Below are 22,448 nucleotides of genomic sequence, written 5' to 3' on the forward strand. Positions count from 1 at the left end.
TTAAAAATACTTATCTGACACACCGCAATCGCGAGCAAGCCCGCTCCCACAGTTGAGTGCATTCGGTTTGCGAGAGTGGGTCGGTTGAATGATCGTTCTCACGCTAGCCATCGTGCGCGTGCGCCGCCTAAACTGACGGGCCACGTGTCTTTCAAAGGACGAAGCACAATGCCCACACCTGAACTCACTATCGTGATCCAGCGCTTCACCGAGGCGCACCTTGAGGGCGTCACTGCGCTCTACAACGAACCGGCCGTGTGCCGTCAGGTGCTGCAAATGCCTTTTCAGTCAGTCGAAGCCTGGCGTAAACGCTTGGTCATGGACAACGAGCGCAGACTACAACTGGTCGCCGTGCAAGCGGGTGAAGTGATCGGCCAACTGGGCCTGGAACAGTACCTGCGCGTGCGCCAGAGCCATGTCGGTTCGTTCGGCATGGGCGTGGCGACGGCCTGGCAGGGCAAAGGCGTGGGCTCGCGCTTATTGACCGCCGCGCTGGACGTGGCCGACAACTGGATGAACCTGCACCGCGTGGAACTCACCGTTTACGCCGACAACGAGGCGGCGCATAACCTCTACCGCAAGTTCGGCTTCGAAGTCGAAGGCCGGCTGCGCGATTACGCGCTGCGTGACGGGGTATTTGTCGACACCTTGAGCATGGCGCGCCTGCGCAATTCGGCTTAAGCCTGCAAAGCAAACGCCACCGCAGCCTGCGCATGCAGCTCGGTGGTGTCCAGCAGCGGCAGGTCACTGTGCTGCGGCTTGATCAGCAGGCCGATTTCCGTGCAGCCGAGGATGATCGCCTGGGCGCCACGCGCGGCCAGCGACGCGATCACGCGTTGGTACACCTGGCGCGATGCATCGCTGATCACGCCGACACACAATTCCTCATAAATAATCCGGTGCACGGCCTGGCGCTCATCTGCGTCCGGCACCAATACGGTTAAACCCTGGGCAGCCAGGCGCGACGTTAGAAAGTCCTGCTCCATGGTGAACGCCGTGCCGAGCAAGCCGACCGTCAGTGTGCCGCGCGCTACCGCAGCGGCACCAGCTGCATCGGCAATGTGCAAAAACGCAATCGACACCGCCGCCTCAATACGCGGCGCCACCAAGTGCATGGTGTTGGTACACAGCACCACGCAGTCGGCGCCGCCGGCCTCCAGGCGGCGTGCGGCATCTTCGAGAATCAGCGCGGCGTCATCCCAGCGGCCCGCATGCTGGGCGCGTTCGACGGGGCCAAAATCGACGCTGTACATCAACAGTTGCGCCGAACGCAGTGGGCCCAGCTGGTCGCGTACACGTTGGTTGATAAGGCGGTAGTACTCGGCGCTGGACTCCCAGCTCATGCCGCCGATAAGGCCGATGGTACGCATGCGATGCTCCTGAAAAGGCATGAAGGCTCACCTTACCCAGTGGCGGCAGATTAGTCATACGCAGTTACCTGCAAAATGACCCGTGCAGTTTTAAGCCGCACGGTCAGCCGCCGCATCTGCCATGATCAGCGCTCGCAACCTGGCTCACCCGAGGAGATCCGCAATGGACGATGTACAACAACTGGGCGAGATGCTTCGTCATTACGCCGACAGCGAAGCGCATAAAAAACAGCAATTCGATGTGCAGTCGGCGCGCTGGGCGCAAAAGCTCGGCGAGTTGTTCGGGCAGATTGAGCAATGGCTGGAACCGGTGAAAACCGTGGGTTTACTGGATGTCCATCGTGAGGCGTACGTGGCCCACGGCCCAAGCCTGCCGGTCGAAACATCGACCTTCAAGACCGAAAAACTGACCGTGCAAATCACCGGCAAGACCGTGGAGTTCGTGCCGGATGTAATGGGCGCGGGCGGTTCGATCTCCGTGTCGGTGATGGGCCTGACGGCCGCGCGCCACGGCAGTGTGTCGCTGGTACTGCCGGCGGATAAAAACGACTGGCTGTGGAAGAAGACCAACGGCCTAAAAGACCCGGACACCTTCGCTTTCGACGCGAACTTCCTGGCGTCGCAATTGCAAAGCCTGATCCCTCGCGAACGCGGCTAAGCGGGTCATAAATCGACCGCACTAGTGCGGGCTGCGAAGCGCATTAAGTGCCCGACCAAAAGCGGGTGGCCGGGCACATCGTGTTACTTGAGCGGCGTCAACGGCGGCAACGTCCATTGGCCGTTAACCGCCTCAGGCTTGGGCAGGTAAATCCGCAGTACCGCGTAAAACGGGCGGGGCGGGGCGGGCAACCAATTGCTCTGTTCAGCTTTGGGCGGCTCGTGGTGCTGCAACGCCAGGGTCAAGCCGCCGTCCGCGTCCAGTTTGAGGCTGGGCAGCATCTGCGAGTTGATCGAGTAGCGTTTTTTCAGGTTCGGCACCAGCAGCTTGGTCTTGGCGTCGTACATGGTCAGCGACCAGAACGCATCGGCCGGCGGCAGTTGGCCCTTGGCAAAGTGCAGGGTGTAACTGTGACGTGCGCCGTTGGCGGGTTTGCCTTCGCTGTCGACAACATAGCGCAGGTAAACGGCTTCATCGCCCGAGTTACCAAACGTACCCATGTCGGCACCGGCATAGCGGTACAGATAGTTGTTGTTCAGGTGGTCGCGACTGCCGAACAGATCACTCGTGGGTACTTGGTGCGTATCGAGCTTGTCTTTCTTGAACGCCGCAAATTCAGCGCGGGCATCGGAGATGCCGTCTTCCAGGGCTTTGCGTTGTTCGGCGGTCAGTTGTTTGACTTTGAACGGCGCGCCGGGCGCAATGCCGATCTTGGCAAAGCGCGCCAGCAGGTCTTTCTCGCTGTCCTGAGGTGCAGCGAATGCCAGCATGAAGTTCAAGTAGCGAAACAACTGTGGGCCTTCGGTCATCGTGGCCATCGGCTTGGGCCATTCGATCTTCGGCACCGGCGGCGGCGCGGCTTGTTTTACATAGCTGCTCAGCGTCTGCACTTTGTAGCCGCTCTGAATCTGCTTGACCTTGCTCAAGTCTTTATCATCAAACAACTGCGTGCGGTACAGCGCGTAGGCAATATTGCTTTCGCTGTAAACCACGCGGTCGATGTCGACCGGCTGCTGACCTTTCCAGTCCGGCCCGGCGATCATGTAGTGGCCGCCATTGTTGCCGGTACTGCGCGTGCCCAAGTAGGCGAAGTTCTGCCTGTAGAGGTCGATCAACTGTACCGAGTAATAACGGTTGTCTTCGATCTTGGGCAAGGTCAGTACCAGCGGCTCTTTACGCAAGTCCATCCACACGAAAGAGTAGGGTGTGTCCGGGTTCGGGTTAACGAGCGCGGTGTCCTTGGGAGTGACAACCTGGGCAGTGTTGCCGATGTGGTTGAACGGCGCCTTGAAGTTGGCACCGCCCTTATCGACGGCCTGGGTGTAGAGCGTCTTGTACATCTCCACCACCGGGTAGCCATACAAGTAGGCTTCCCTGGCAATGGCTCGGGCTTCGCTGGGCGTTGCGGTAAAATCGGCCCAGGCGCCGGTACTCATGAGTATCGAGAGGCTCGCCAACAGCAGGCGCGTCGGTTTTCTGATCATGTTGTTGCGTCTCTTAAGAAACTGGAGTGATGTCGTCGAATTTCCAGCGGTTATAGACGTAGGGCGCAGTCGGCGCATACCGTCGCAAATAGCTGAAGCCGTAGTTGCCGGGCAGAGTTTGCACGCAGTTGCGCTGGAAGTCTTTTAGCGCGTGCGCAGTAACGTAAAGATCGTTCGATCAATCACGGTTTTTGTTCAATGGCGCGCGTAAAAAACGCTCGGGGAGAGGCGTGGCGGGGAGGTGAGTGAGTTTAGAGGCAGGCAAACGGCCGCCCTTGTCAGGCGGCCTCGCACGCTCGCGAGTTATGCGGCGGGCAACATCGACTTAACCTTGTCGCGCAGTTGGTCAATGGAGAACGGCTTGGCAATCACCTGCATGCCGGCGGGCACATCGATGTTGTCGGCATAACCGCTGGCAAACAGGATTGGCAGAGCAGGGCGCAACTCACGCACTTTGGCTGCCAACTGCTTGCCGTCCATATCGGGCAGGCCGACATCGGTCATCATCAGGTCGATCACCTGGTCGGTTTTTTCGACCACCTTCAACGCTTCTTCAGCGTCCGCAGCTTCAACTACCGCGAACTCCAGTTCTTCGAGTACATCGACGATCAGCATGCGCACAATGGCGTCGTCTTCGACTACAAGGATGATGGAGGGGTTAGCGGACATAATCAAAACTCTCGGAATAATGGAGGGACGGGTATTTAGCGCATGAAAGACCATTCTCTAATGAGTGGCGTCCATCTCGGCAAGTTCCGTTGGCGTCGATATTGTGAAGGGGTTGGGCGCAAATGTCGCGTGGCAGGCAACGGTTTTAAGGTCGGTGAATATTCCAGTGAGCCCGGCGTGAATCAACCTGAAATTGACGCCGACTGCGCAGGTGATTGCGCCAAATCAATTAAGAACCATAGCCTTGGGCCCCGTTGTTCGGGCAAACTCCCGGTTTTTCCATACTTGGCCAAGGCATGCCCATGACTCGCGCGTCGTCTGTCGATGAACACAGCTTTCGTAAACTCCTGAGCCGCAACGTTGCGCTGCCTCTGAGCGTGGGCGTGCTCAGCGCGGTGTTTTTCGTGGTGCTGATCACCTATTTGCTGTCGGTGATTCAGTGGGTCGAGCACACCGACCGTGTCATCAACAACCTCAATGAATCGTCCAAGCTGTCGGTCGACCTGGAAACCGGCATGCGCGGTTTCCTGATCACCGGCGATGAGCATTTTCTGGACCCCTACGAGGTGGCGAAGCCGAGGATCATTGCGGAGTTGCGTAATTTGCAGGAGTTGGTCGCGGACAACAGCCAACAGGTGGACCGCCTCAAACGTCTGGAGGCGCTGCAAGCCGAGTGGAACAAATACGCGCAGTCAATGATTGATTTGCAGCGCGAAAGTGGTGACTTCCGTGGTGCGGTCAAAGCCGGCCGTGGCAAGCGCCTGACTGACGAAATTCGCAAGGAATACCAGGACGCTGTGTCGATGGAGCAGCAGCTGCGTATTAACCGCAATCAAGAGGTGACAAGGACCACGGTGTTCAGCGTCACCCTGTACCTGGTCTTTGTGCTCGGCCTGAGCGGCTTCCTGGCGTATTTCGGTCGCAAGAATTTAGTAACTCTTTCAGATAGTTACAGCGCAAACCTCGCGTCACAAGAAAAGATTGCGCGACGCCTGGAACAGCAGGCCTGGCTGCGTAATGGCCAGACCGAGCTGGCTGAACAGGTGCTCGGCCAACTGACTCTGAATATGCTCGGTCGCAACATCCTGCAGTTTTTTGCCCAGTACATGGGCTCCGCCGTGGGCGCGCTGTATGTGCGCGAAGAACACGGCGGCCTCAAACGCGTGGCCACGTATGGCTTCTCGCGTGAGCAGGAGCAGCAGGCGCAGTCGATTTACAGTGACGAAGGCATCGTTGGCCAAGCCGCTCAGCTTGATCGACTGATTCGCCTGGACGATGTGCCGGTGGATTATTTCAAGGTCAGTTCCGGCTTGGGAGAAGGCACTACCCGCAGTGTACTGGTGATGCCGACCAGCGATGATGACCGCGTCAACGGCGTGTTTGAACTGGGTTTTCTGCGCCCGCTGGAAGAGCGTGATGTGGAGCTGCTGGAGCTGATCGCCGGTAATATCGGCACCTCCATTGAAGCCGCGCGGTATCGCCAGCGCTTGCAGGAAGTGTTAGCCGAGAGCCAGCAACTTAACGAAGAGCTGCAAGTGCAGCAGGAAGAACTCAGGACCGCCAACGAAGAACTCGAAGAGCAGTCGCGCATTCTCAAGGAATCGCAGGCCCACCTGGAAACCCAACAGGCTGAACTTGAGCAGACCAACGAGCAATTGGCCGAGCAGGCCCAGACCCTGGCCGACCAGCGCGACGCCATGGACCGCAAGAACGTCGAGCTCAACCGCGTGCAACTGGAGCTTGAAGAACGTGCTGACGAATTGCAGCGCTCCAGCAAGTACAAATCCGAATTCCTCGCGAACATGTCCCACGAGCTGCGCACGCCGCTGAACAGCTCGTTGATTCTGGCCAAGCTGTTGGCCGAAAACCCTCAGGACAACCTCAGTGCTGAACAGGTCAAGTTTGCCGAGTCGATCTACTCGGCCGGCAATGACTTGCTCAACCTGATCAACGACATTCTGGATATTTCCAAGGTCGAAGCCGGCAAGCTCGACATGCGCCCGGAAAATTCCAGCGTGGCACGGCTGGTGGACGGCCTGCGCGGCATGTTCGAGCCGCTTGCAGCCGACCGCAAGCTGGGTTTCCAGGTGGACATCCAGGAAGGCGCGCCGACCTTGCTGTTTACCGACCGCCAGCGCCTGGAGCAAATCCTCAAGAACCTGCTGTCCAACGCGGTCAAATTCACCGAGCAAGGTGAAGTCAGCCTGTCTGTTTCGCGGGCGCCGGGTGAGGGCATTGCCTTTACGGTGCGCGACTCCGGCATCGGCATTGCGCCGGACCAGCAAGAAAGCATTTTTGAGGCCTTCCGCCAGGCCGATGGCACCACTAACCGCCGCTACGGCGGCACCGGTCTGGGCTTGTCAATTTCGCGCGATCTGGCGGCGTTGCTCGGCGGCTATATCAGCGTGACCAGCGAACCGGGCAACGGCAGTGTGTTTACCCTGGTGTTGCCAGAACAATATGTGGAGCGCGAAGAAGGCGCGGCACCGGTCGAGGCGCCACGCCAGGTCGTGGCGGCGCCGGCACCCAAGCCGATTGCGGTTTCGCCGCTGCCGGTGGCCGACGCCCAGCAGATTCCGCGCTTTGCCGACGACCGTGACAAGGCGCCATTCACCACCCGCTGCATCCTGGTGGTGGAGGATGAGCCAAACTTTGCGCGCATCCTCTTCGACCTGGCGCACGAGCTGGGCTACAACTGCCTGGTCGCCCACGGCGCGGATGAAGGTTACAGCCTGGCTGAAGAGTTCATCCCTGATGCGATTCTGCTCGACATGCGTTTGCCGGACCACTCCGGGCTGACCGTGCTGCAACGCCTCAAGGAACACGCGAGTACCCGCCACATCCCCGTGCATGTGATTTCCGTGGAAGACCGCGTCGAAGCCGCCATGCACATGGGCGCCATTGGTTACGCGGTCAAACCCACCACCCGCGAAGAGCTCAAAGACGTGTTTGCGCGGCTCGAAGCCAAACTGACGCAAAAGGTCAAGCGCGTGCTGCTGGTGGAAGACGATGACTTGCAACGCGACAGCATTGCCCGCTTGATCGGCGACGACGACATCGAAATCACTGATGTCGGCTACGCCCAGGCTGCGCTCGACCTGCTGCGCACCAACGTCTATGACTGCATGATCATCGACCTCAAGCTACCCGACATGCTCGGCAACGAGCTGCTCAAGCGCATGGCCACCGAGGACATTTGCTCGTTCCCGCCGGTGATCGTGTACACCGGGCGCAACCTGACCCGCGACGAAGAAGCCGAGCTGCGCAAGTATTCGCGCTCGATCATCATCAAGGGCGCGCGCTCACCTGAACGCCTGCTGGACGAAGTGACACTCTTTTTGCACAAAGTCGAATCGCAGCTGTCCCATGACCGCCAGAAGATGCTCAAGACCGCGCGCAGTCGTGACAAAGTCTTCGAAGGGCGCAAAATATTGTTGGTCGACGACGACGTGCGCAATATTTTCGCCCTGACCAGCGCGCTGGAGCACAAAGGTGCGGTGGTGGTGATCGGGCGTAACGGCGCGAGGCCATCGACAGGCTCAATGAAGTAGACGACATCGACTTGGTGCTGATGGACGTGATGATGCCGGAGATGGACGGTTACGAGGCCACCGCGTTGATCCGTCAGGACCCGCGCTGGAAGAAGTTGCCGATCATCGCAGTGACGGCCAAGGCCATGAAGGACGATCAGGAGCGCTGCCTCGCGGCCGGTTCCAACGATTACCTGGCCAAGCCGATTGACCTGGACCGTTTGTTCTCATTGATTCGTGTATGGCTGCCCAAGATGGAACGCATTTAAGTGGAGCGAAGTTTCTTGGAAAAAAGCAGTGACATTGAGCTGCGCCTGTTAATCGAGGCGATTTACCTCAAGTACAGCTACGATTTTCGCGACTACTCCGGTGCGTCGGTCAAGCGGCGCGTGGCCCATGCGCTGCGCCAGTTCGACTGCGCAACCATTTCTGCGCTGCAGGAGCGGGTGTTGCATGACCCGGCCGCGTTCATGCAGTTGCTGCAATTTCTAACGATTCCGGTGAGCGAGATGTTCCGCGACCCGTCGCACTTCCTCGCGATTCGCCAGGAAGTGGTGCCGCTGCTCAAGACCTATCCGTCGATCAAAATCTGGATCGCCGGGTGCAGCACCGGGGAGGAGGTCTACTCCATGGCGATCCTGCTGCGTGAAGAGGGCTTGCTGGAGCGCACGATTATTTACGCGACGGACATCAACCCGGCCTCGCTGGACAAAGCCAAGCAGGGAATTTTTTCGCTTGAGAACGTGCGTGCCTACACCGCCAATTACCAACAGGCCGGTGGCCAGCGTTCATTTGCCGACTACTACACCGCCGCGTACGATTACGCGATTTTCGACAAGACCCTGCGCGAGAACGTCACGTTTGCCGACCACAGCCTGGCGACCGATAGCGTATTCTCCGAAACTCAGTTAATTTCGTGTCGTAACGTGTTGATTTATTTCAATAAAAATTTGCAGGACCGAGCGTTTGGATTGTTTCATGAGTCGCTGTGTCATCGTGGCTTTTTGGTGCTGGGCAGCAAGGAAACCCTGGACTTTTCCGCCTACAGCAAGCAATTCGAACCCTTGGTCAAGCAGGAACGGATCTACCGAAAATCATGAACGACGCCGCAGCCAACCCGTATCGCGCGATTGAAGCCATCGTCGTCGGCGCGTCTGCCGGTGGCGTCGAGGCGCTGCTGAAAATTTTCGGCGACCTGCCTGACGACTTTGGCTTGCCGATCATTACCGTACTGCACCTGCCGGATGAGCGCCGCAGCCAGTTGGCTGAAGTGTTTGCACGGCGCCTGCGGATCCCGGTGAAGGAAGCGCGGGACAAGGAAGTGATCGACGCGGGCACCGTGTATTTCGCCGGGCCGGGCTATCACCTGTCGGTAGAGCATGACCGCAGCTTGTCGTTAAGCCAGGAGGACCGCGTGCACCATTCGCGGCCGGCCATTGATTACTTGTTCGCGTCGGCCGCCGATGCCTATGGCGAGGGCTTGCTGGCGATTTTAATGACCGGTGCCAACCAGGACGGCGCGCATGGGCTGGCCTATGTCAAACAGTCCGGCGGCACCACGGTGGTACAAGACCCCAAAGAAGCAAGGATTGCCGTCATGCCCCTGGCAGCCCTGGCGTTGCAAACACCTGATCATATTCTAACCTTGAGCGAGATTGGCTCATTGCTGGCTTCCCTGGAATCTTCCCCATGTTAAGTACTGTCCAGGCCAAACTGCTGATCGTCGACGATTTGCCGGAAAACCTGCTGGCCCTCGAAGCGCTGATCAAGCGCGAGGACCGACAGGTTTTCAAAGCACTGAACGCCGACGAGGCCTTGTCACTGTTGCTGGAGCACGAGTTCGCCATGGCGATTCTCGACGTGCAAATGCCCGGCATGAACGGTTTCGAGCTGGCCGAAATGATGCGCGGCACTGAAAAAACCAAAAACATTCCGATTGTGTTCGTCAGCGCCGCCGGCCGCGAACTCAATTATGCGTTCAAGGGTTATGAAAGCGGTGCCGTGGACTTCCTGCACAAGCCGCTGGACATTCACGCGGTCAAGAGCAAGGTCAATGTGTTCGTCGACCTGTATCGCCAGAGCAAGGCGATGAAGCAGCAGGTTGAAGCGCTGGAGCGCAGCCGCCGCGAGCAGGAGCTGCTGCTGACCCGCTTGCAGACCACCCAGACCGAGCTGGAACAGGCAGTGCGCATGCGCGATGACTTCATGTCGATCGTCGCCCATGAAGTACGTACGCCGCTTAACGGCCTGATCCTGGAGACCCAACTGCGCAAAATGCACTTGGCCCGGGACAACGCCGACGCGTTCACCCTCGACAAAATGCACGCGATGGTCGACCGCGACGAACGCCAGATCCGTAGCCTGATCCGGCTGATCGAAGACATGCTCGACGTGTCGCGTATCCGCACCGGCAAACTGTCGATTCGCCCGGCGCACTTTGACCTGGCTCAGTTGGTGCGCAACTTGGTGGAAAACTTCGCGCCACAGGTGGCGGCTGCCGAGTCGTCCATGCAGTTGGACGCCGAAGGGCCGGTAGAGGGCTTTTGGGATGAGTTCCGCATTGAGCAGGTCGTCTCCAATCTGCTGACCAATGCCTTGCGCTACGGCGCCAAAAGCCCGGTGGAGGTGCGCGTCTACACTGAGCATGGCGAGGCGCGCGTGGAAGTGCGCGACCATGGCATCGGCATCAGCGAAGACAACCAGAAGCGTATTTTTCAGCAGTTCGAGCGCGTGTCCGCCAGTCACGTCGCAGCCGGTCTGGGGTTGGGGTTGTTCATTTCCGAGCAGATTGTCGAGGCTCACGGCGGAACCATCGAAGTGCACAGCCGCATAGGCGAGGGCGCGCTGTTCCGGGTGTGTTTGCCGCTTGAGGCGTCGACATGAAATCAGTCGTCACCTCAACGCAACCTCTGCGTGACCCCATGGTCGTAATTGCAGCTATTGACCGGACAAAGGCTTCCCATGAGTGAAGATGCACAAGATGTCGTTTTGATCGTCGAGGACGATGAATCCATTATGTTTGTGTTGGGTGAATACCTGGCAGGCTTGGGCTATCGGGTCTTGAAGGCGATCGATGGGGAGCAGGCGTTTGAAATTCTCGCCACCAAGCCGCACTTGGACCTGATGGTCACCGACTATCGCCTGCCGGGCGGGATTTCCGGGGTGCAGATCGCCGAGCCCGCGATCAAGTTGCGTCCGGAACTGAAAGTGATCTTTATCAGCGGTTACCCGCAGGAGATTCTCGACTGCAACAGCCCGATCACACGCAACGCGCCGATTTTGGCCAAGCCGTTTGACCTGGATACGCTGCAAGAGCATATCCAGCGCCTGCTGGCGTAAGGCGCGCCTCAACCGTAACCCGCTGCCCCACCAAACCACAGCCTAAAGCAGCCAATGAAACCCTTTCATTGGCTGCTTTAGGCTGTGTGTTTCAGTCGGGTGCCCAACAGGCAGCTTAATCAGTGCGGTCTATGTGGATCATTTCGCGCACCTTGGCGGTCAGCAAATCAAACGTGAACGGCTTGGTGATCAGTTGCATTCCGGGGTCCAGAAACCCACCGCGCACTGCAGCGTGCTCGGCGTAACCGGTGATGAACAGCACCTTGAGCCCCGGCCGTATCTGCCGGCCGATTTCCGCCAGTTGCCGGCCGTTCATGCCGGGCAGGCCGACGTCGCTGATCAGCAGGTCGATGCGTTGCTCAGACTCGATGATCGGCAAAGCACCGCTGGCGTCGCCGGCTTCGACGAAGGCGTAACCCAGTTCTTTCAGTACCGCGCTGACCAGCACTCTGACCGCCGGGTCGTCCTCGACGATCAACACGGTTTCGCCCGCATTGGCGAAGGGCAGCAACTCGGGATTAATCGATTCTACGACCTGCATTTCGCCGATAAAACGCGGCAAAAACAGGCTGACGGTGGTGCCTTTGTCGACTTCGCTGTGAATCGTCACATGGCCGTGAGATTGCCGGGCAAACCCGTAGATCATTGACAGCCCAAGCCCGGTGCCCTGGCCAATCGGTTTGGTGGTAAAGAACGGATCAAACACCCTGGCCATCAGGTTTTCGGGAATACCGCAGCCGTTGTCGCTGACACTCAACTCTACGTAATCACCGGGCTCCAGGGTGCCGTAAGCGGCGGTGAAGACGCTGTCGAGGTGGCGGTTGGTGGTTTCAACCACTAACTGGCCGCCATTGGGCATGGCATCCCGAGCATTGATCACCAGGTTGAGCAGGGCGCTTTCCAACTGGTTCGGGTCGGCCTCGGCAGTCCATAACTGCGCGGCGAGGCGCATGTCGAGCTGGATACTCTCATTGATGCTGCGCTGCAGCAGCTCACCCATGGAACTCACCAGTTGGTTGAGCTCTACAGGCTTGGAGTCGAGCGACTGCCGGCGCGAAAACGCCAGCAGACGGTGGGTCAGGCCCGCCGCGCGGTTGGCCGAGGTCACCCCCAGATCGATCAGGCCGTCGAGGTCATCCAGCTTGCCGCGCGAAATGCGCCGGCGTAACAGCTCCAGGCTGCCGATGATGCCGGTGAGCATGTTGTTGAAGTCATGCGCGATGCCGCCAGTCAATTGGCCAACGGCTTCCATTTTTTGCGACTGGCGCAGCGCTTCTTCATTGCTGCGCAGTTGCGCGGTGCGTTCCTCCACCTGCTGCTCAAGGGTTTCGAGCGTACGCTGCAGGCGCAGTTCGCTCTGGCCCAAGTCAATCAAACGGTCGCGTGCTTCATATTGCCTGCGCCTGCCGCGCAAGGCGGTACTCACCAAGCTGATCAGGGTGACGGGATGGAAGGGCCGCTCCAGAAACGTCACGTTACCGAGCAAACCGCTCAGGTGAGAGGAGCCGTTCTGTTCGCTGCCGCCATGATGGGTCATCAATACAATCGGCAAGTCGGACCAGGCCGGCTGCTGATGCAAAGCTCCAGCAGCGGTTCCAGATCCACGCCACGCAGGGCCTCGGCGGCAATAATCAGCAAGCCGGCGCCTTGCTCAAGCGCTTCGCAGAGCATCGTCAGGTTCGTCGCGATGATGCCGCCGTAGCCAGCCTCATTGAGCATCATCAGCGCCAATGAGCCGTCGCGGCCCATCGGCGCCAATACGATCGCGCGCTCGGAGAGGGGAGCAATACTTGCCACTAGCCCTCATCCTTGAGCAGAGGTGAACCAGCGCCCATGTAGGTCGGGATGCCGCGCAACACACCCTGGAAATTATCCAGTGGTTCGCCGACGGTCATGCCCTGGCCGCTGATGCGGTATTCACGAATAGTCGATTCATGCGCGCCGGTGCGCTTTTTGATGATCGAGATCGCACGGCGCACTTTGCCCAGCGCTTCGAAATAACGCAGCAAAATCACGGTGTCGGCCAAATAGGTGATGTCGACCGGCGCCTGCATGTCACCGACCAGCCCATGCTGGGCAACCGTCATGAACGTCGCCGCACCACGGCGGTTCAAGTACAGGAGCAGTTCGTGCATGTGCAGGATCAGTGCGTTTTCTTCCGGCATCGCGGCCTGGTAGCCATTGATACTGTCGATGACCACGGTTTTGATGCCGCGCTCATCAACGCAACGGCGCACCCGGTGCGAGAATTCGCCAGGCGACAATTCGGCGGCATCCACTTGTTCGATCAGCAGGTTGCCGGTCTCTTGCAGCGCGGCGAGGTCGATGCCCATGTTTTTCATGCGCTCGAACAACAAGCCGAGTTCTTCATCAAAGATGAACAGCGCGGCTTTTTCGCCACGCGCCACCGCCGCTGCCGCGAAGATCATCGAGATCAATGATTTACCGGTGCCCGCAGGGCCGAGGATCAAGCTGCTGGAGCCGGTTTCGACACCGCCGCCCATCAACGCATCCAGTGCGCGAATGCCACTGCTCAAGGTCTGGCGTACATAGCCGCCGCGATGCTCGGCCGCGACCAGGCGCGGGAACACATGGATGCCATCGCCCATGATGGTGAAGTCGTGAAAACCGCCACGGTATTTCTGGCCACGGTATTTGACGATCCGCACTCTGCGGCGTTCGGCCCCGTAGTTGGGCGTCAGTTCTTCCAGGCGGATAACCCCGTGGGCCACACTGTGCACGGTTTTGTCGAGGGACTCGGTGGTCAGGTCATCGAGCAACAGCACCGTGGCGTCGTAGCGCACAAAGTAGTGCTTGATCGCGAGGATCTGCCGGCGATAGCGCAGCGAGCTTTGCGCCAACAGGCGAATTTCGGAGAGGCTGTCGAGCACCACGCGGGTTGGCTTGATGCGTTCGACCACTTCAAAAATCTGCCGCGTGGCTTCACCCAGCTCCAGGTCGGAGGAGTACAGCAGGCTTTGCTGGTGGTCCGCATTGAGCAGGCTTTCGGGCGGGGTCAGCTCGAAGATATGGATATTGTCGTCGAGGTCCCAGCCATGCGACTTGGCACCTTGGCGCAATTCGCGCTCGGTCTCGGACAAGGTGATGTACAGCGATGTTTCGCCGGCTTTTGCGCCCGCTTGCAAAAAATGCAGCGCGACGGTGGTTTTACCGGTACCGGGTTCGCCTTCCAACAGGAACAGGTGGCGACGCGATAGCCCCCCGGAAAGAATGTCGTCAAGACCTTCAATACCGGTGGCCGCCTTTTCACTGAGCTGCGCATTGGATGTAGACAAGAAGTTTCCTCAAGTCACGTGCAAGTAGAGGTGGCGCACCGCCTCTGGCGCGCCATATTCACTTGACCGTAGTGGCCCGTAGCCGTTCAAAGTTTGCTGATATTTGTATGCTGCGTTAATGGCTTACGCGTTTTCGCGGCGCGATCACAGGCCTTGCTGCAACGCCGGATCGTCGGGGTTCTGTTGCTCAAGCTGTGCCAGCAACACTTGCACGTTCTGCAACTGCCCCGTCTCTTTCCAGTAGTTGACCAACAACACCCGGGCTTTGCGATTGGCCGGGTGACGCTGGATGATTTCCTCCAACTGGCGCTGCGCCGCTTCCAACTCTTGTTGGTCGTGCAGCGTGGTCGCCAGGTCGTAGCGGTAATCCTGATTGTCGGGCGCAAGCTCCACCGCTTTCGACAGGCCGAGCAGCGCATAAGGGCGTTCGCCATGGTGTAACAACCACAGGCCCAGCGCGTGTTGCAGGTACGCCGATTCAGGGTGCGCCGCCAACTGGCGCGCCAGCAGTTGGCGCGACTCGTCGGTCTTGCCCTGCTTATCCAGCAGCTCGATTTGCGCGACCACCGCCTGCAAGTTGTCGGGCTGCAAGCGCATGGCCTGTTCCAGCGCATGCTGCGCGTCCGGCAGCAGGGCGCTGTGGATGTACAGGCGCGCCAGTTGAATCCAGCCTTCGGCGGTTTCGGGCTGGCTTTTAAGCGTTTTGACGAACTCATCCAGCACTTGCTGCAACGGCCCGAAGTACAGGCCCAGTGTGTCCGGTGACAGGCCGAGCAAGGCGTTGGCCGCGGCGAAACGCACCTCCTGCTCCGGGTCATCCAGCACCGGCCCCAGTAACAAGGTGCGCTGGCCGGTGGGCACCAGGCCGACGATGCTGCGGATCGCCGCTTCACGCACCAACGGCGAGGTATCGGCCAAGTCTTTATCGGTGAGTTTGAGTGCTTGCGGGCTTGGGTAATTAGGCAGCTCGGCATGCAATGCCACGCGCCGCTCCGGCGACAGGTCCGGTCGGCCGAGCTGTTGATACAGCACACGCGCCGCGCCCGGTTCACCGTTATGCGCCTGCTTCAAGGCTTTCGAATAACTCTGCGCAATGGCAGGCGGCACAGCCACTGGCGTGCTGCGCGAGAAATACCAGGTGAGCAACACAATCAACAACAGGGCGCACAGGCCGACGATGGAATAACGGCGTGACTTTGACATGCAGGCGTCCAAAAGCTAGGGGCAGCTATCGCAAAGTCACAAGCTTCGGTCAGACCACGGCGAGTGTCAAACCCGTATCAGGTCAGCACGTAATCAACCGGCTCCAGCGCAGGCGGCAGGTTGCGCTCGCCGGTGGCGGCGAGGATTTCGCGCTCCAACGTGCGCACAAGCGCATTGCATGGCAGGTCGTTTTCGTCAAACCCGAACGGGTCTTCAAGGTCGTCGCCAATTTCATCCAGGCCAAAGAATGTGTAGCTGACGATGGCAGTAAACACCGGCGTCAACCAACCCAATGGCTCGGCCATGGCAAACGGCAGAAGTATGCAGAACAGGTAAATGGTGCGGTGCAGCAGCAACGTGTAGGGGAAGGGCAGCGGCGTGTGTTTGATCCGCTCGCACGCGGCCTGAACCTGGCTCAAGCTGACCAGCCGGGTTTCCAGCTGGGTGTAGCGCCATTCACTGATCACGCCACGTTCTGCCAGCGCCGAAAAACCCGCGCCGAGCTGTTGCAGCACATGGTCGGGTAGATTCGGGTGAGCAGGGTTCACCGACATCCAGGGCTGTATAGCCCGCGCGGGGTCTTCCAGGCGCAACTGCGCGATCAACCCGTGGGCAAAGCCGCACAGGCCACGCAACAGTTGCGTGCGCTCTGCGCCGTCGCCGAGTACTTGGGTTTCGCGGATCAACGAGCGCACCTCAATCAGCATTTGCCCCAATTGCTTGCGCCCCTCCCACCAGCGGTCGTAACAGGCGTTGTTGCGAAAACTCATGAAAATCGACAACGACAACCCAAGCAAGGTGAAGGGCGTGGCGTTGACCTTGGAAAAGTAGGCAGGGTGCAGGGTTTCGATCAGCACTATCACTGACGCCAACAAGGTCACCAGCAGGCTACGCAAGGCGATGCGCTTGGCAATCGAGCCCTTGAGGGAAAACAGGATGCCTAACAGATTGGGCTTGGGGCGAACGATCATCGGCGGCTTCTTTGCGGGCGCAGGCCTGCAGAGTAGAAGCTTGCGGCAGGTGCGTCCAATCACTGCGGCTGACCGGCTGATCAGTCGGCTCAATGATTGGCCAAAGCAGTCAGCCATGTTGATGGCTTTGACTATTGCTGCGGGTTGCGCTCTGCAGCGACTATTTCGGGGAATCTTGTCCTGCAAAGCGTCCTGAAAATAAAAACACACAAGGATTTGAAGCGATGCGTGAGTATTTGGCTGCCACCGCCGAGTTTGATTACCAGCACACCGCAGACGCCGCACTGGCCGGCAACCTGCAAGCCCTGAATGCCTGTGTAGAGTGCTGCGACCGCCACGCGCTGCCAGGGCGCATCGCGTTGTTCTGGGAGGGCAAGGACGGCGCCAGTGCCACCGTGACCTTCAGCCAATTGCAGGACCACGCGGCGCGCTTCGCCAACTTCCTGTTGGCCCAAGGCATCAGGCGCGGCGATAAAGTCGCGGGGCTGTTGCCACGCACTGCTGAATTACTGGTGGTGGTACTGGCCACCTGGCGCATCGGCGCGGTGTACCAGCCGCTCTTTACCGCGTTCGGCCCCAAGGCCATCGAGCACCGCCTGAGCGCGGCTGGCGCAGCCTTGGTGGTCACCGATGCGGTGAACCGCCCCAAATTGGCCGAGGTGCAAGGCTGCCCAACCATCGTCACGGTCGCCGGCGCCAAAGGTGAAGGCATCGTGCGCGGCGACTGCAGTTTTTGGGCCGAAGTGGCGCGCCACTCAAGCGTCTGCGAGCCGCTGTTATTGGGCGCGGATGATCCGTTCCTGCTGATGTTCACCTCGGGCACCACCGGCCCGGCAAAAGCCCTGTCGGTGCCGCTCAAGGCAATTGTCGCCTTCCAGAGCTACACCCGCGACGCGGTGGATTTGCGCCCCGACGATGCGTTCTGGAACGTCGCCGACCCAGGCTGGGCTTACGGCATCTATTTCGGCGTGACCGGGCCGCTGTCGATGGGCCACCCGATTACCTTCTACGATGGCCCGTTCACGCTGGAAAGCACCTGCCGGGTGATCAACAAATACGCGATAACCAACCTCACCGGTTCGCCCACGGCGTATCGCCTGTTGATTGCCGGCGGCGAACAGTTCGCCGAGTCGATCAAGGGCAAGCTGCGCATCGTCAGCAGTGCCGGCGAGCCGCTGAACCCGGAAGTGATTCGCTGGTTCGCCAGCCACTTGGGCGTGACCATTCACGACCACTATGGCCAGACCGAGTTGGGCATGGTGCTGTGCAACCACCATGGCCTGGCGCACCCGGTGCATGTGGGCTCGGCCGGGTTTGCCTCACCGGGGCACCGCATCGTGGTGCTTGATGACAACTATCAGGAATTGCCCGCGGGCCAGCCTGGCATTCTCGCCATCGACCGCGAACACTCGCCCATGTGCTGGTTCGCAGGTTATGACGGCGTGGCCACCAAGGCCTTTGTCGGCGCGTACTACCTGAGCGGCGACACCGTGGAGCTGAACCCCGACGGCAGCATCAGCTTTGTCGGGCGCAGTGACGATGTGATCACCACCTCCGGCTACCGTGTCGGCCCGTTCGACGTGGAAAGCGCGCTGGTCGAACACCCGGCCGTGGTCGAGGCCGCGGTGGTCGGCAAACCCTGCCCGCAGCGCACGGAAGTGGTCAAAGCCTTTGTGGTGATCAGCCCGCAATACAGCGCAAGCCCACAACTGGCCGAAGAACTGCGCCTGCACGTGCGCAAGCGCCTGGCCGCTCACGCTTACCCCCGAGAAATCGAATTTGTCAGCGACTTGCCGAAGACCCCGAGCGGCAAGCTGCAACGCTTTATTTTGCGCAATCAGGAAATCGCCAAGGCTCAGGCCGCACAGGCGTAACCCACCTCTAAGGACACAACAATGCAGATTGAAAACAAGGTATTTCTGGTCAGCGGCGGTGCTTCGGGCCTCGGCGCGGCCACCGCCGAGATGCTGATCGCGGCCGGTGCCAAAGTCATGCTGGTCGACCTGAACGCTGAAGCGGTGGCCGCCAAGGCCCAACAACTCGGCGATAACGCGCGCAGCGCGGTGGCAGACATCAGCCAGGAAGCCGCCGCCGAAGCTGCCGTGCACGCCGCCGTTACGGCATTTGGCGGTTTGCATGGCCTGGTCAACTGCGCCGGTGTGGTGCGCGGCGAAAAAATCCTCGGCAAAAACGGCCCACATGCGTTGGCAAGCTTTGCCCAGGTGATCAACGTCAACCTGATCGGCAGCTTCAACTTGCTGCGCCTGGCAGCGGCGGCAATCGCCGAAACCGATGCGAATGCCGACGGCGAGCGCGGCGTGATCATCAACACCGCCTCGGTGGCAGCCTTTGACGGGCAGGTTGGCCAAGCGGCATATGCGGCCTCCAAAGGCGCGATTGCCAGCCTGACGCTGCCCGCTGCACGTGATCTGGCGCGCTTCGGTATTCGGGTGATGACCATTGCGCCCGGCATTTTTGAAACGCCGATGATGGCCGGCATGACGCCGCAGGTGCGCGATTCGCTGGCCGCCGGCGTGCCATTCCCGCCACGTTTGGGCAAACCCGCCGAATACGCCGCGCTGGTGCGGCACATCATCGAAAACAGCATGCTCAATGGCGAGGTGATCCGTCTCGACGGCGCCTTGCGCATGGCCGCCAAGTAAGGAGGACAACTCATGAATGATCCGATCGTTATCGTCAGCGCCGTACGCACGCCGATGGGTGGCTTTCAAGGCGACCTCAAAGGGCTGAGCGCGCCGCAACTCGGCGCGCGGCGATTCGCGCCGCCGTGGAGCGTGCCGGCGTTGCCGCCGATGCGGTGGATGAAGTGCTGTTTGGTTGCGTGCTGCCCGCGGGGCTCGGCCAGGCGCCCGCACGCCAGGCCGCATTGGGTGCCGGGCTTGACAAGGGCACGCGCTGCACCACGCTCAACAAAATGTGCGGCTCGGGCATGCAGGCGACGATTCTGGCCCATGACGCGCTGCTGGCCGGGAGTGCCGAGGTGATCATCGCTGGCGGCATGGAAAGCATGTCCAACGCGCCCTACCTGCTCGACCGTGCGCGCAGCGGCTACCGCATGGGGCACGGCAAGGTGCTCGACCATATGTTCCTCGACGGCCTCGAAGACGCCTATGAAAAGGGCCGCCTGATGGGCACCTTCGCCGAGGACTGCGCCGGGCACAACGGCTTTACCCGCGAGGCTCAGGATGCCTTCGCGATTGCCTCGCTGACCCGTGCGCAGGAAGCGATTACCCACGGCAGCTTTGCCGCCGAGATCGTGCCGGTGCAGGTCATGGTCGGCAAACAGCCAACAACCATCGTACATGACGAGCAACCGCCCAAAGCCCGCCTGGACAAGATTGCCAGCCTTAAACCGGCGTTCCGCGAAGGCGGCACGGTGACGGCGGCCAACTCCAGTTCGATTTCCGACGCGCCGCAGCGTTGCTGCTGATGCGCCAGAGCCAAGCGCACGCGCGTGGGCTCAAGCCGTTAGCCGTGATTCATGCGCACGCCGCCTTCGCCGATGAGCCGGGGCTGTTCCCGGTGGCGCCGGTGGGGGCGATTCGCAAGCTGATGAACAAGACCGGCTGGCAACTGGATGAAGTCGACCTGTTTGAGATCAACGAAGCGTTCGCCGTGGTGAGCCTGGTGACCATGAGTACGCTGGAAATACCCCACAGCAAAGTCAACATTCACGGCGGCGCCTGCGCGCTGGGCCACCCGATCGGTGCCTCCGGCGCACGAATCCTCGTGACCTTGCTCTCGGCGTTGCGCCAGCAAGGCCTCAAACGCGGGGTTGCCGCCATCTGCATCGGCGGCGGTGAAGCCACCGCCATGGCCGTTGAATGCCTGTATTAAGGACTCATCACAATGCTGCCGACTGACGAACACCTGCAAATCCGCGAAGCCGCCCGGCAATTCGCGCAAGAGCGCCTCAAGCCGTTCGCTGCGCAATGGGACCGCGAACACCGCTTCCCCAAAGACGCCATCGCTGAAATGGCCGAACTGGGCTTTTTCGGCATGCTGGTGCCGGAACAGTGGGGCGGTTGCGACACCGGTTACCTGGCCTACGCCATGGCGCTGGAAGAAATCGCCGCGGGCGACGGCGCCTGCTCGACCATCATGAGCGTGCACAACTCGGTGGGCTGCGTGCCGATTCTGACCTTCGGCAACGAGCAGCAGAAACAGCAGTTCCTTGCGCCGCTGGCGAGTGGCGCGATGCTCGGTGCTTTTGCATTGACCGAACCGCAAGCCGGCTCCGACGCCAGCAGCCTGAAGACCCGCGCGCGCCGTGACGGCGAGCATTACGTGCTCAACGGCTGTAAACAGTTCATCACCTCGGGGCAGAACGCCGGGGCGGTGATTGTGTTTGCGGTGACTGACCCGGCAGCCGGCAAACGCGGGATCAGCGCGTTTATCGTGCCCACCGATTCGCCGGGCTACACGGTCGCGCGGGTAGAAGACAAGTTGGGCCAGCACGCATCGGACACCTGTCAGATTCTGTTTGAGGAACTGAGAGTGCCGCTGGCCAACCGTTTGGGCGAGGAGGGCGAAGGCTACAAAATCGCCCTGGCCAACCTTGAAGGTGGGCGCGTGGGCATTGCCGCGCAAGCGGTGGGCATGGCGCGCGCAGCGTTTGAAGCGGCGCGTGACTATGCGCGCGAGCGTGAAAGCTTCGGCAAAACCCTGATCGAACACCAGGCCGTGGCGTTCCGCCTGGCCGACATGGCCACGCAAATTGCCGTCGCCCGGCAAATGGTGCATTACGCCGCCGCGCTGCGTGACAGCGGCAAGCCAGCCTTGGTGGAAGCGTCGATGGCCAAGCTGTTCGCTTCGGAAATGGCCGAAAAAGTCTGCTCGGCTGCCTTGCAAACCTTGGGCGGTTACGGTTACCTGAGCGACTTCCCCTTGGAGCGGATCTACCGCGATGTGCGGGTCTGTCAGATTTACGAAGGCACCAGCGATATTCAGCGCATGGTCATCTCACGCAATCTTTAAGGAGCCGGAACATGACTTACGAAACTATTTTGCTCGACGTACAGGGCCGCGTAGGGCTGATCACGCTCAATCGCCCGCAAGCCCTGAATGCCTTGAATGCGCAATTGGTCAGCGAGCTGAACCAGGCGCTGGATGGCCTGGAAGCCAACCCTGAAATCGGCTGCATCGTCTTGACCGGCTCGAAAAAAGCCTTCGCCGCCGGAGCCGACATCAAGGAAATGGCCGAGTTGACCTACCCGCAGATCTACCTGGACGACTTGTTCAGCGACAGCGACCGCGTGGCCAATCGCCGTAAACCGATTATTGCGGCGGTCAACGGCTTCGCCCTGGGCGGCGGCTGTGAACTGGCGTTGATGTGCGACTTCATCCTGGCCGGTGACACGGCCAAGTTCGGCCAGCCCGAAATCAACCTCGGCGTGTTGCCGGGCATGGGCGGCACCCAACGGCTGACGCGTGCGGTGGGTAAGGCAAAGGCCATGGAAATGTGCCTGACCGGGCGGTTTATCGATGCGGTGGAGGCCGAGCGCAGCGGGATAGTAGCGCGCATCTTCGCGGCTGATGAATTGCTTGAAGAAGCGCTGAAAGTGGCCGCCCTGATTGCAAGCAAATCGGTGCCGATCAGCATGATGGTCAAGGAAAGCGTGAACCGCGCGTTTGAGGTGAGCTTGTCTGAAGGCGTGCGCTTTGAGCGCCGGGTGTTCCATGCAGCGTTTGCGACGCTGGATCAGAAGGAAGGCATGGCGGCGTTTGTGGCCAAGCGGCCGCCTGAGTTTAAAGACCAATAAAGCGGGTTCGATGTGTTCTTTGGATTTTCGTACATATCCCGTATTTGCGTTATGGCTTATATCGGTTTCGCTCTTACAGCGAGTCACTTTTGAACATCCGGAGCCGCCAGTCAAAAGTAACCAAAACGCTCTTGCCCCACCACTC

General features: G+C 60.0%; 16 protein-coding genes and 3 pseudogenes. 12 read left to right on the forward strand and 7 right to left on the reverse strand.

Going from position 1 to position 22,448, the window contains the following annotated elements:
* The first annotated feature begins 168 nt into the window (after positions 1-168).
* On the forward strand, positions 169-681 hold the full coding sequence (locus tag F0169_RS25175; RefSeq protein WP_152747928.1) for a GNAT family N-acetyltransferase: 513 nt from the start codon (positions 169-171) through the stop codon (positions 679-681).
* Here the strand turns inward: F0169_RS25175 and F0169_RS25180 are convergent.
* Positions 678-1,370 carry an aspartate/glutamate racemase family protein gene (locus F0169_RS25180; protein ID WP_152747929.1) on the reverse strand — a complete coding sequence of 231 codons (693 nt, stop codon included), beginning with the start codon at positions 1,368-1,370 and terminating at the stop codon, positions 678-680. The two genes, F0169_RS25175 and F0169_RS25180, sit on opposite strands and share 4 nt — an antisense overlap.
* Before the next feature lie 163 nt (positions 1,371-1,533).
* Here F0169_RS25180 and F0169_RS25185 point away from each other — a divergent pair, with 163 nt between their 5' ends.
* Positions 1,534-2,028: a hypothetical protein gene (locus tag F0169_RS25185; protein WP_058415310.1), complete on the forward strand. Its 495-nt coding sequence runs from the start codon at positions 1,534-1,536 to the stop codon at positions 2,026-2,028.
* An 83-nt stretch (positions 2,029-2,111) separates the two neighbouring features.
* On the opposite strand, the gene F0169_RS25190 is transcribed toward F0169_RS25185, so the two are convergent.
* Both F0169_RS25190 and F0169_RS25195 read right to left on the reverse strand, forming a co-directional pair.
* Complete coding sequence (locus F0169_RS25190) at positions 2,112-3,512, reverse strand: DUF1254 domain-containing protein (protein WP_152747930.1); 1,401 nt, start codon at positions 3,510-3,512, stop codon at positions 2,112-2,114.
* A gap of 303 nt (positions 3,513-3,815) precedes the next feature.
* Complete coding sequence (locus tag F0169_RS25195; protein WP_122252425.1) at positions 3,816-4,181, reverse strand: response regulator; 366 nt, start codon at positions 4,179-4,181, stop codon at positions 3,816-3,818.
* A 302-nt stretch (positions 4,182-4,483) separates the two neighbouring features.
* On the opposite strand from F0169_RS25195, the pseudogene F0169_RS25200 reads away from it, so the two are divergent.
* The 5 genes and pseudogenes from F0169_RS25200 to F0169_RS25220 all read left to right on the forward strand — a co-directional run bounded on the left by F0169_RS25200 (position 4,484) and on the right by F0169_RS25220 (position 11,050).
* Positions 4,484-7,980: pseudogene (locus F0169_RS25200) on the forward strand (response regulator).
* Positions 7,981-8,811, forward strand: a complete 831-nt coding sequence (locus tag F0169_RS25205) for a CheR family methyltransferase (RefSeq protein WP_371918586.1) — start codon at positions 7,981-7,983, stop codon at positions 8,809-8,811.
* A complete protein-coding gene (locus F0169_RS25210; protein WP_058415306.1) occupies positions 8,808-9,407 on the forward strand; it encodes a chemotaxis protein CheB in 600 nt (199 codons plus the stop codon). The genes F0169_RS25205 and F0169_RS25210 overlap by 4 nt, the downstream gene beginning before the upstream one ends.
* The gene (locus F0169_RS25215; protein WP_152747931.1) at positions 9,401-10,594 is read left to right on the forward strand and encodes a hybrid sensor histidine kinase/response regulator; all 1,194 of its coding nucleotides are present in this window, start codon (positions 9,401-9,403) and stop codon (positions 10,592-10,594) included. Before F0169_RS25210 ends, F0169_RS25215 begins: the two co-directional genes overlap by 7 nt.
* A 78-nt stretch (positions 10,595-10,672) precedes the next feature.
* Positions 10,673-11,050: a response regulator gene (locus F0169_RS25220; RefSeq protein WP_003217591.1), complete on the forward strand. Its 378-nt coding sequence runs from the start codon at positions 10,673-10,675 to the stop codon at positions 11,048-11,050.
* A gap of 115 nt (positions 11,051-11,165) precedes the next feature.
* Here the strand turns inward: F0169_RS25220 and F0169_RS25225 are convergent.
* The 4 genes and pseudogenes from F0169_RS25225 to F0169_RS25240 all read right to left on the reverse strand — a co-directional run bounded on the left by F0169_RS25225 (position 11,166) and on the right by F0169_RS25240 (position 16,520).
* Positions 11,166-12,799: pseudogene (locus F0169_RS25225) on the reverse strand (ATP-binding protein).
* Positions 12,800-12,846: 47 nt separating this feature from the next.
* On the reverse strand, positions 12,847-14,346 hold the full coding sequence (locus F0169_RS25230) for an ATPase domain-containing protein (RefSeq protein ID WP_152747932.1): 1,500 nt from the start codon (positions 14,344-14,346) through the stop codon (positions 12,847-12,849).
* A 144-nt stretch (positions 14,347-14,490) separates the two neighbouring features.
* Positions 14,491-15,549 carry a tetratricopeptide repeat protein gene (locus F0169_RS25235; RefSeq protein WP_058415302.1) on the reverse strand — a complete coding sequence of 353 codons (1,059 nt, stop codon included), beginning with the start codon at positions 15,547-15,549 and terminating at the stop codon, positions 14,491-14,493.
* Between the two features lie 77 nt (positions 15,550-15,626).
* The gene (locus tag F0169_RS25240; protein WP_152747933.1) at positions 15,627-16,520 is read right to left on the reverse strand and encodes a bestrophin family protein; all 894 of its coding nucleotides are present in this window, start codon (positions 16,518-16,520) and stop codon (positions 15,627-15,629) included.
* 224 nt (positions 16,521-16,744) lie between these two features.
* On the opposite strand from F0169_RS25240, the gene F0169_RS25245 reads away from it, so the two are divergent.
* The 5 genes and pseudogenes from F0169_RS25245 (at position 16,745) to F0169_RS25265 (ending at position 22,303) form a co-directional block, all read left to right on the forward strand.
* Positions 16,745-18,394, forward strand: coding sequence for an AMP-binding protein (locus tag F0169_RS25245; RefSeq protein ID WP_152747934.1), 1,650 nt, complete (start codon positions 16,745-16,747; stop codon positions 18,392-18,394).
* A gap of 21 nt (positions 18,395-18,415) precedes the next feature.
* A complete protein-coding gene (locus F0169_RS25250; protein WP_152747935.1) occupies positions 18,416-19,183 on the forward strand; it encodes an SDR family NAD(P)-dependent oxidoreductase in 768 nt (255 codons plus the stop codon).
* 12 nt (positions 19,184-19,195) lie between these two features.
* Positions 19,196-20,378, forward strand: a pseudogene (locus F0169_RS25255) (acetyl-CoA C-acyltransferase).
* A gap of 12 nt (positions 20,379-20,390) precedes the next feature.
* On the forward strand, positions 20,391-21,518 hold the full coding sequence (locus tag F0169_RS25260; RefSeq protein WP_152747936.1) for an acyl-CoA dehydrogenase: 1,128 nt from the start codon (positions 20,391-20,393) through the stop codon (positions 21,516-21,518).
* An 11-nt stretch (positions 21,519-21,529) separates the two neighbouring features.
* Positions 21,530-22,303, forward strand: coding sequence for an enoyl-CoA hydratase (locus F0169_RS25265; RefSeq protein ID WP_152747937.1), 774 nt, complete (start codon positions 21,530-21,532; stop codon positions 22,301-22,303).
* The last annotated feature ends 145 nt before the right edge of the window (positions 22,304-22,448 follow it).

The sequence above is a fragment of the Pseudomonas kitaguniensis genome (assembly GCF_009296165.1).
Taxonomy (GTDB): Bacteria; Pseudomonadota; Gammaproteobacteria; order Pseudomonadales; family Pseudomonadaceae; genus Aquipseudomonas; species Aquipseudomonas kitaguniensis.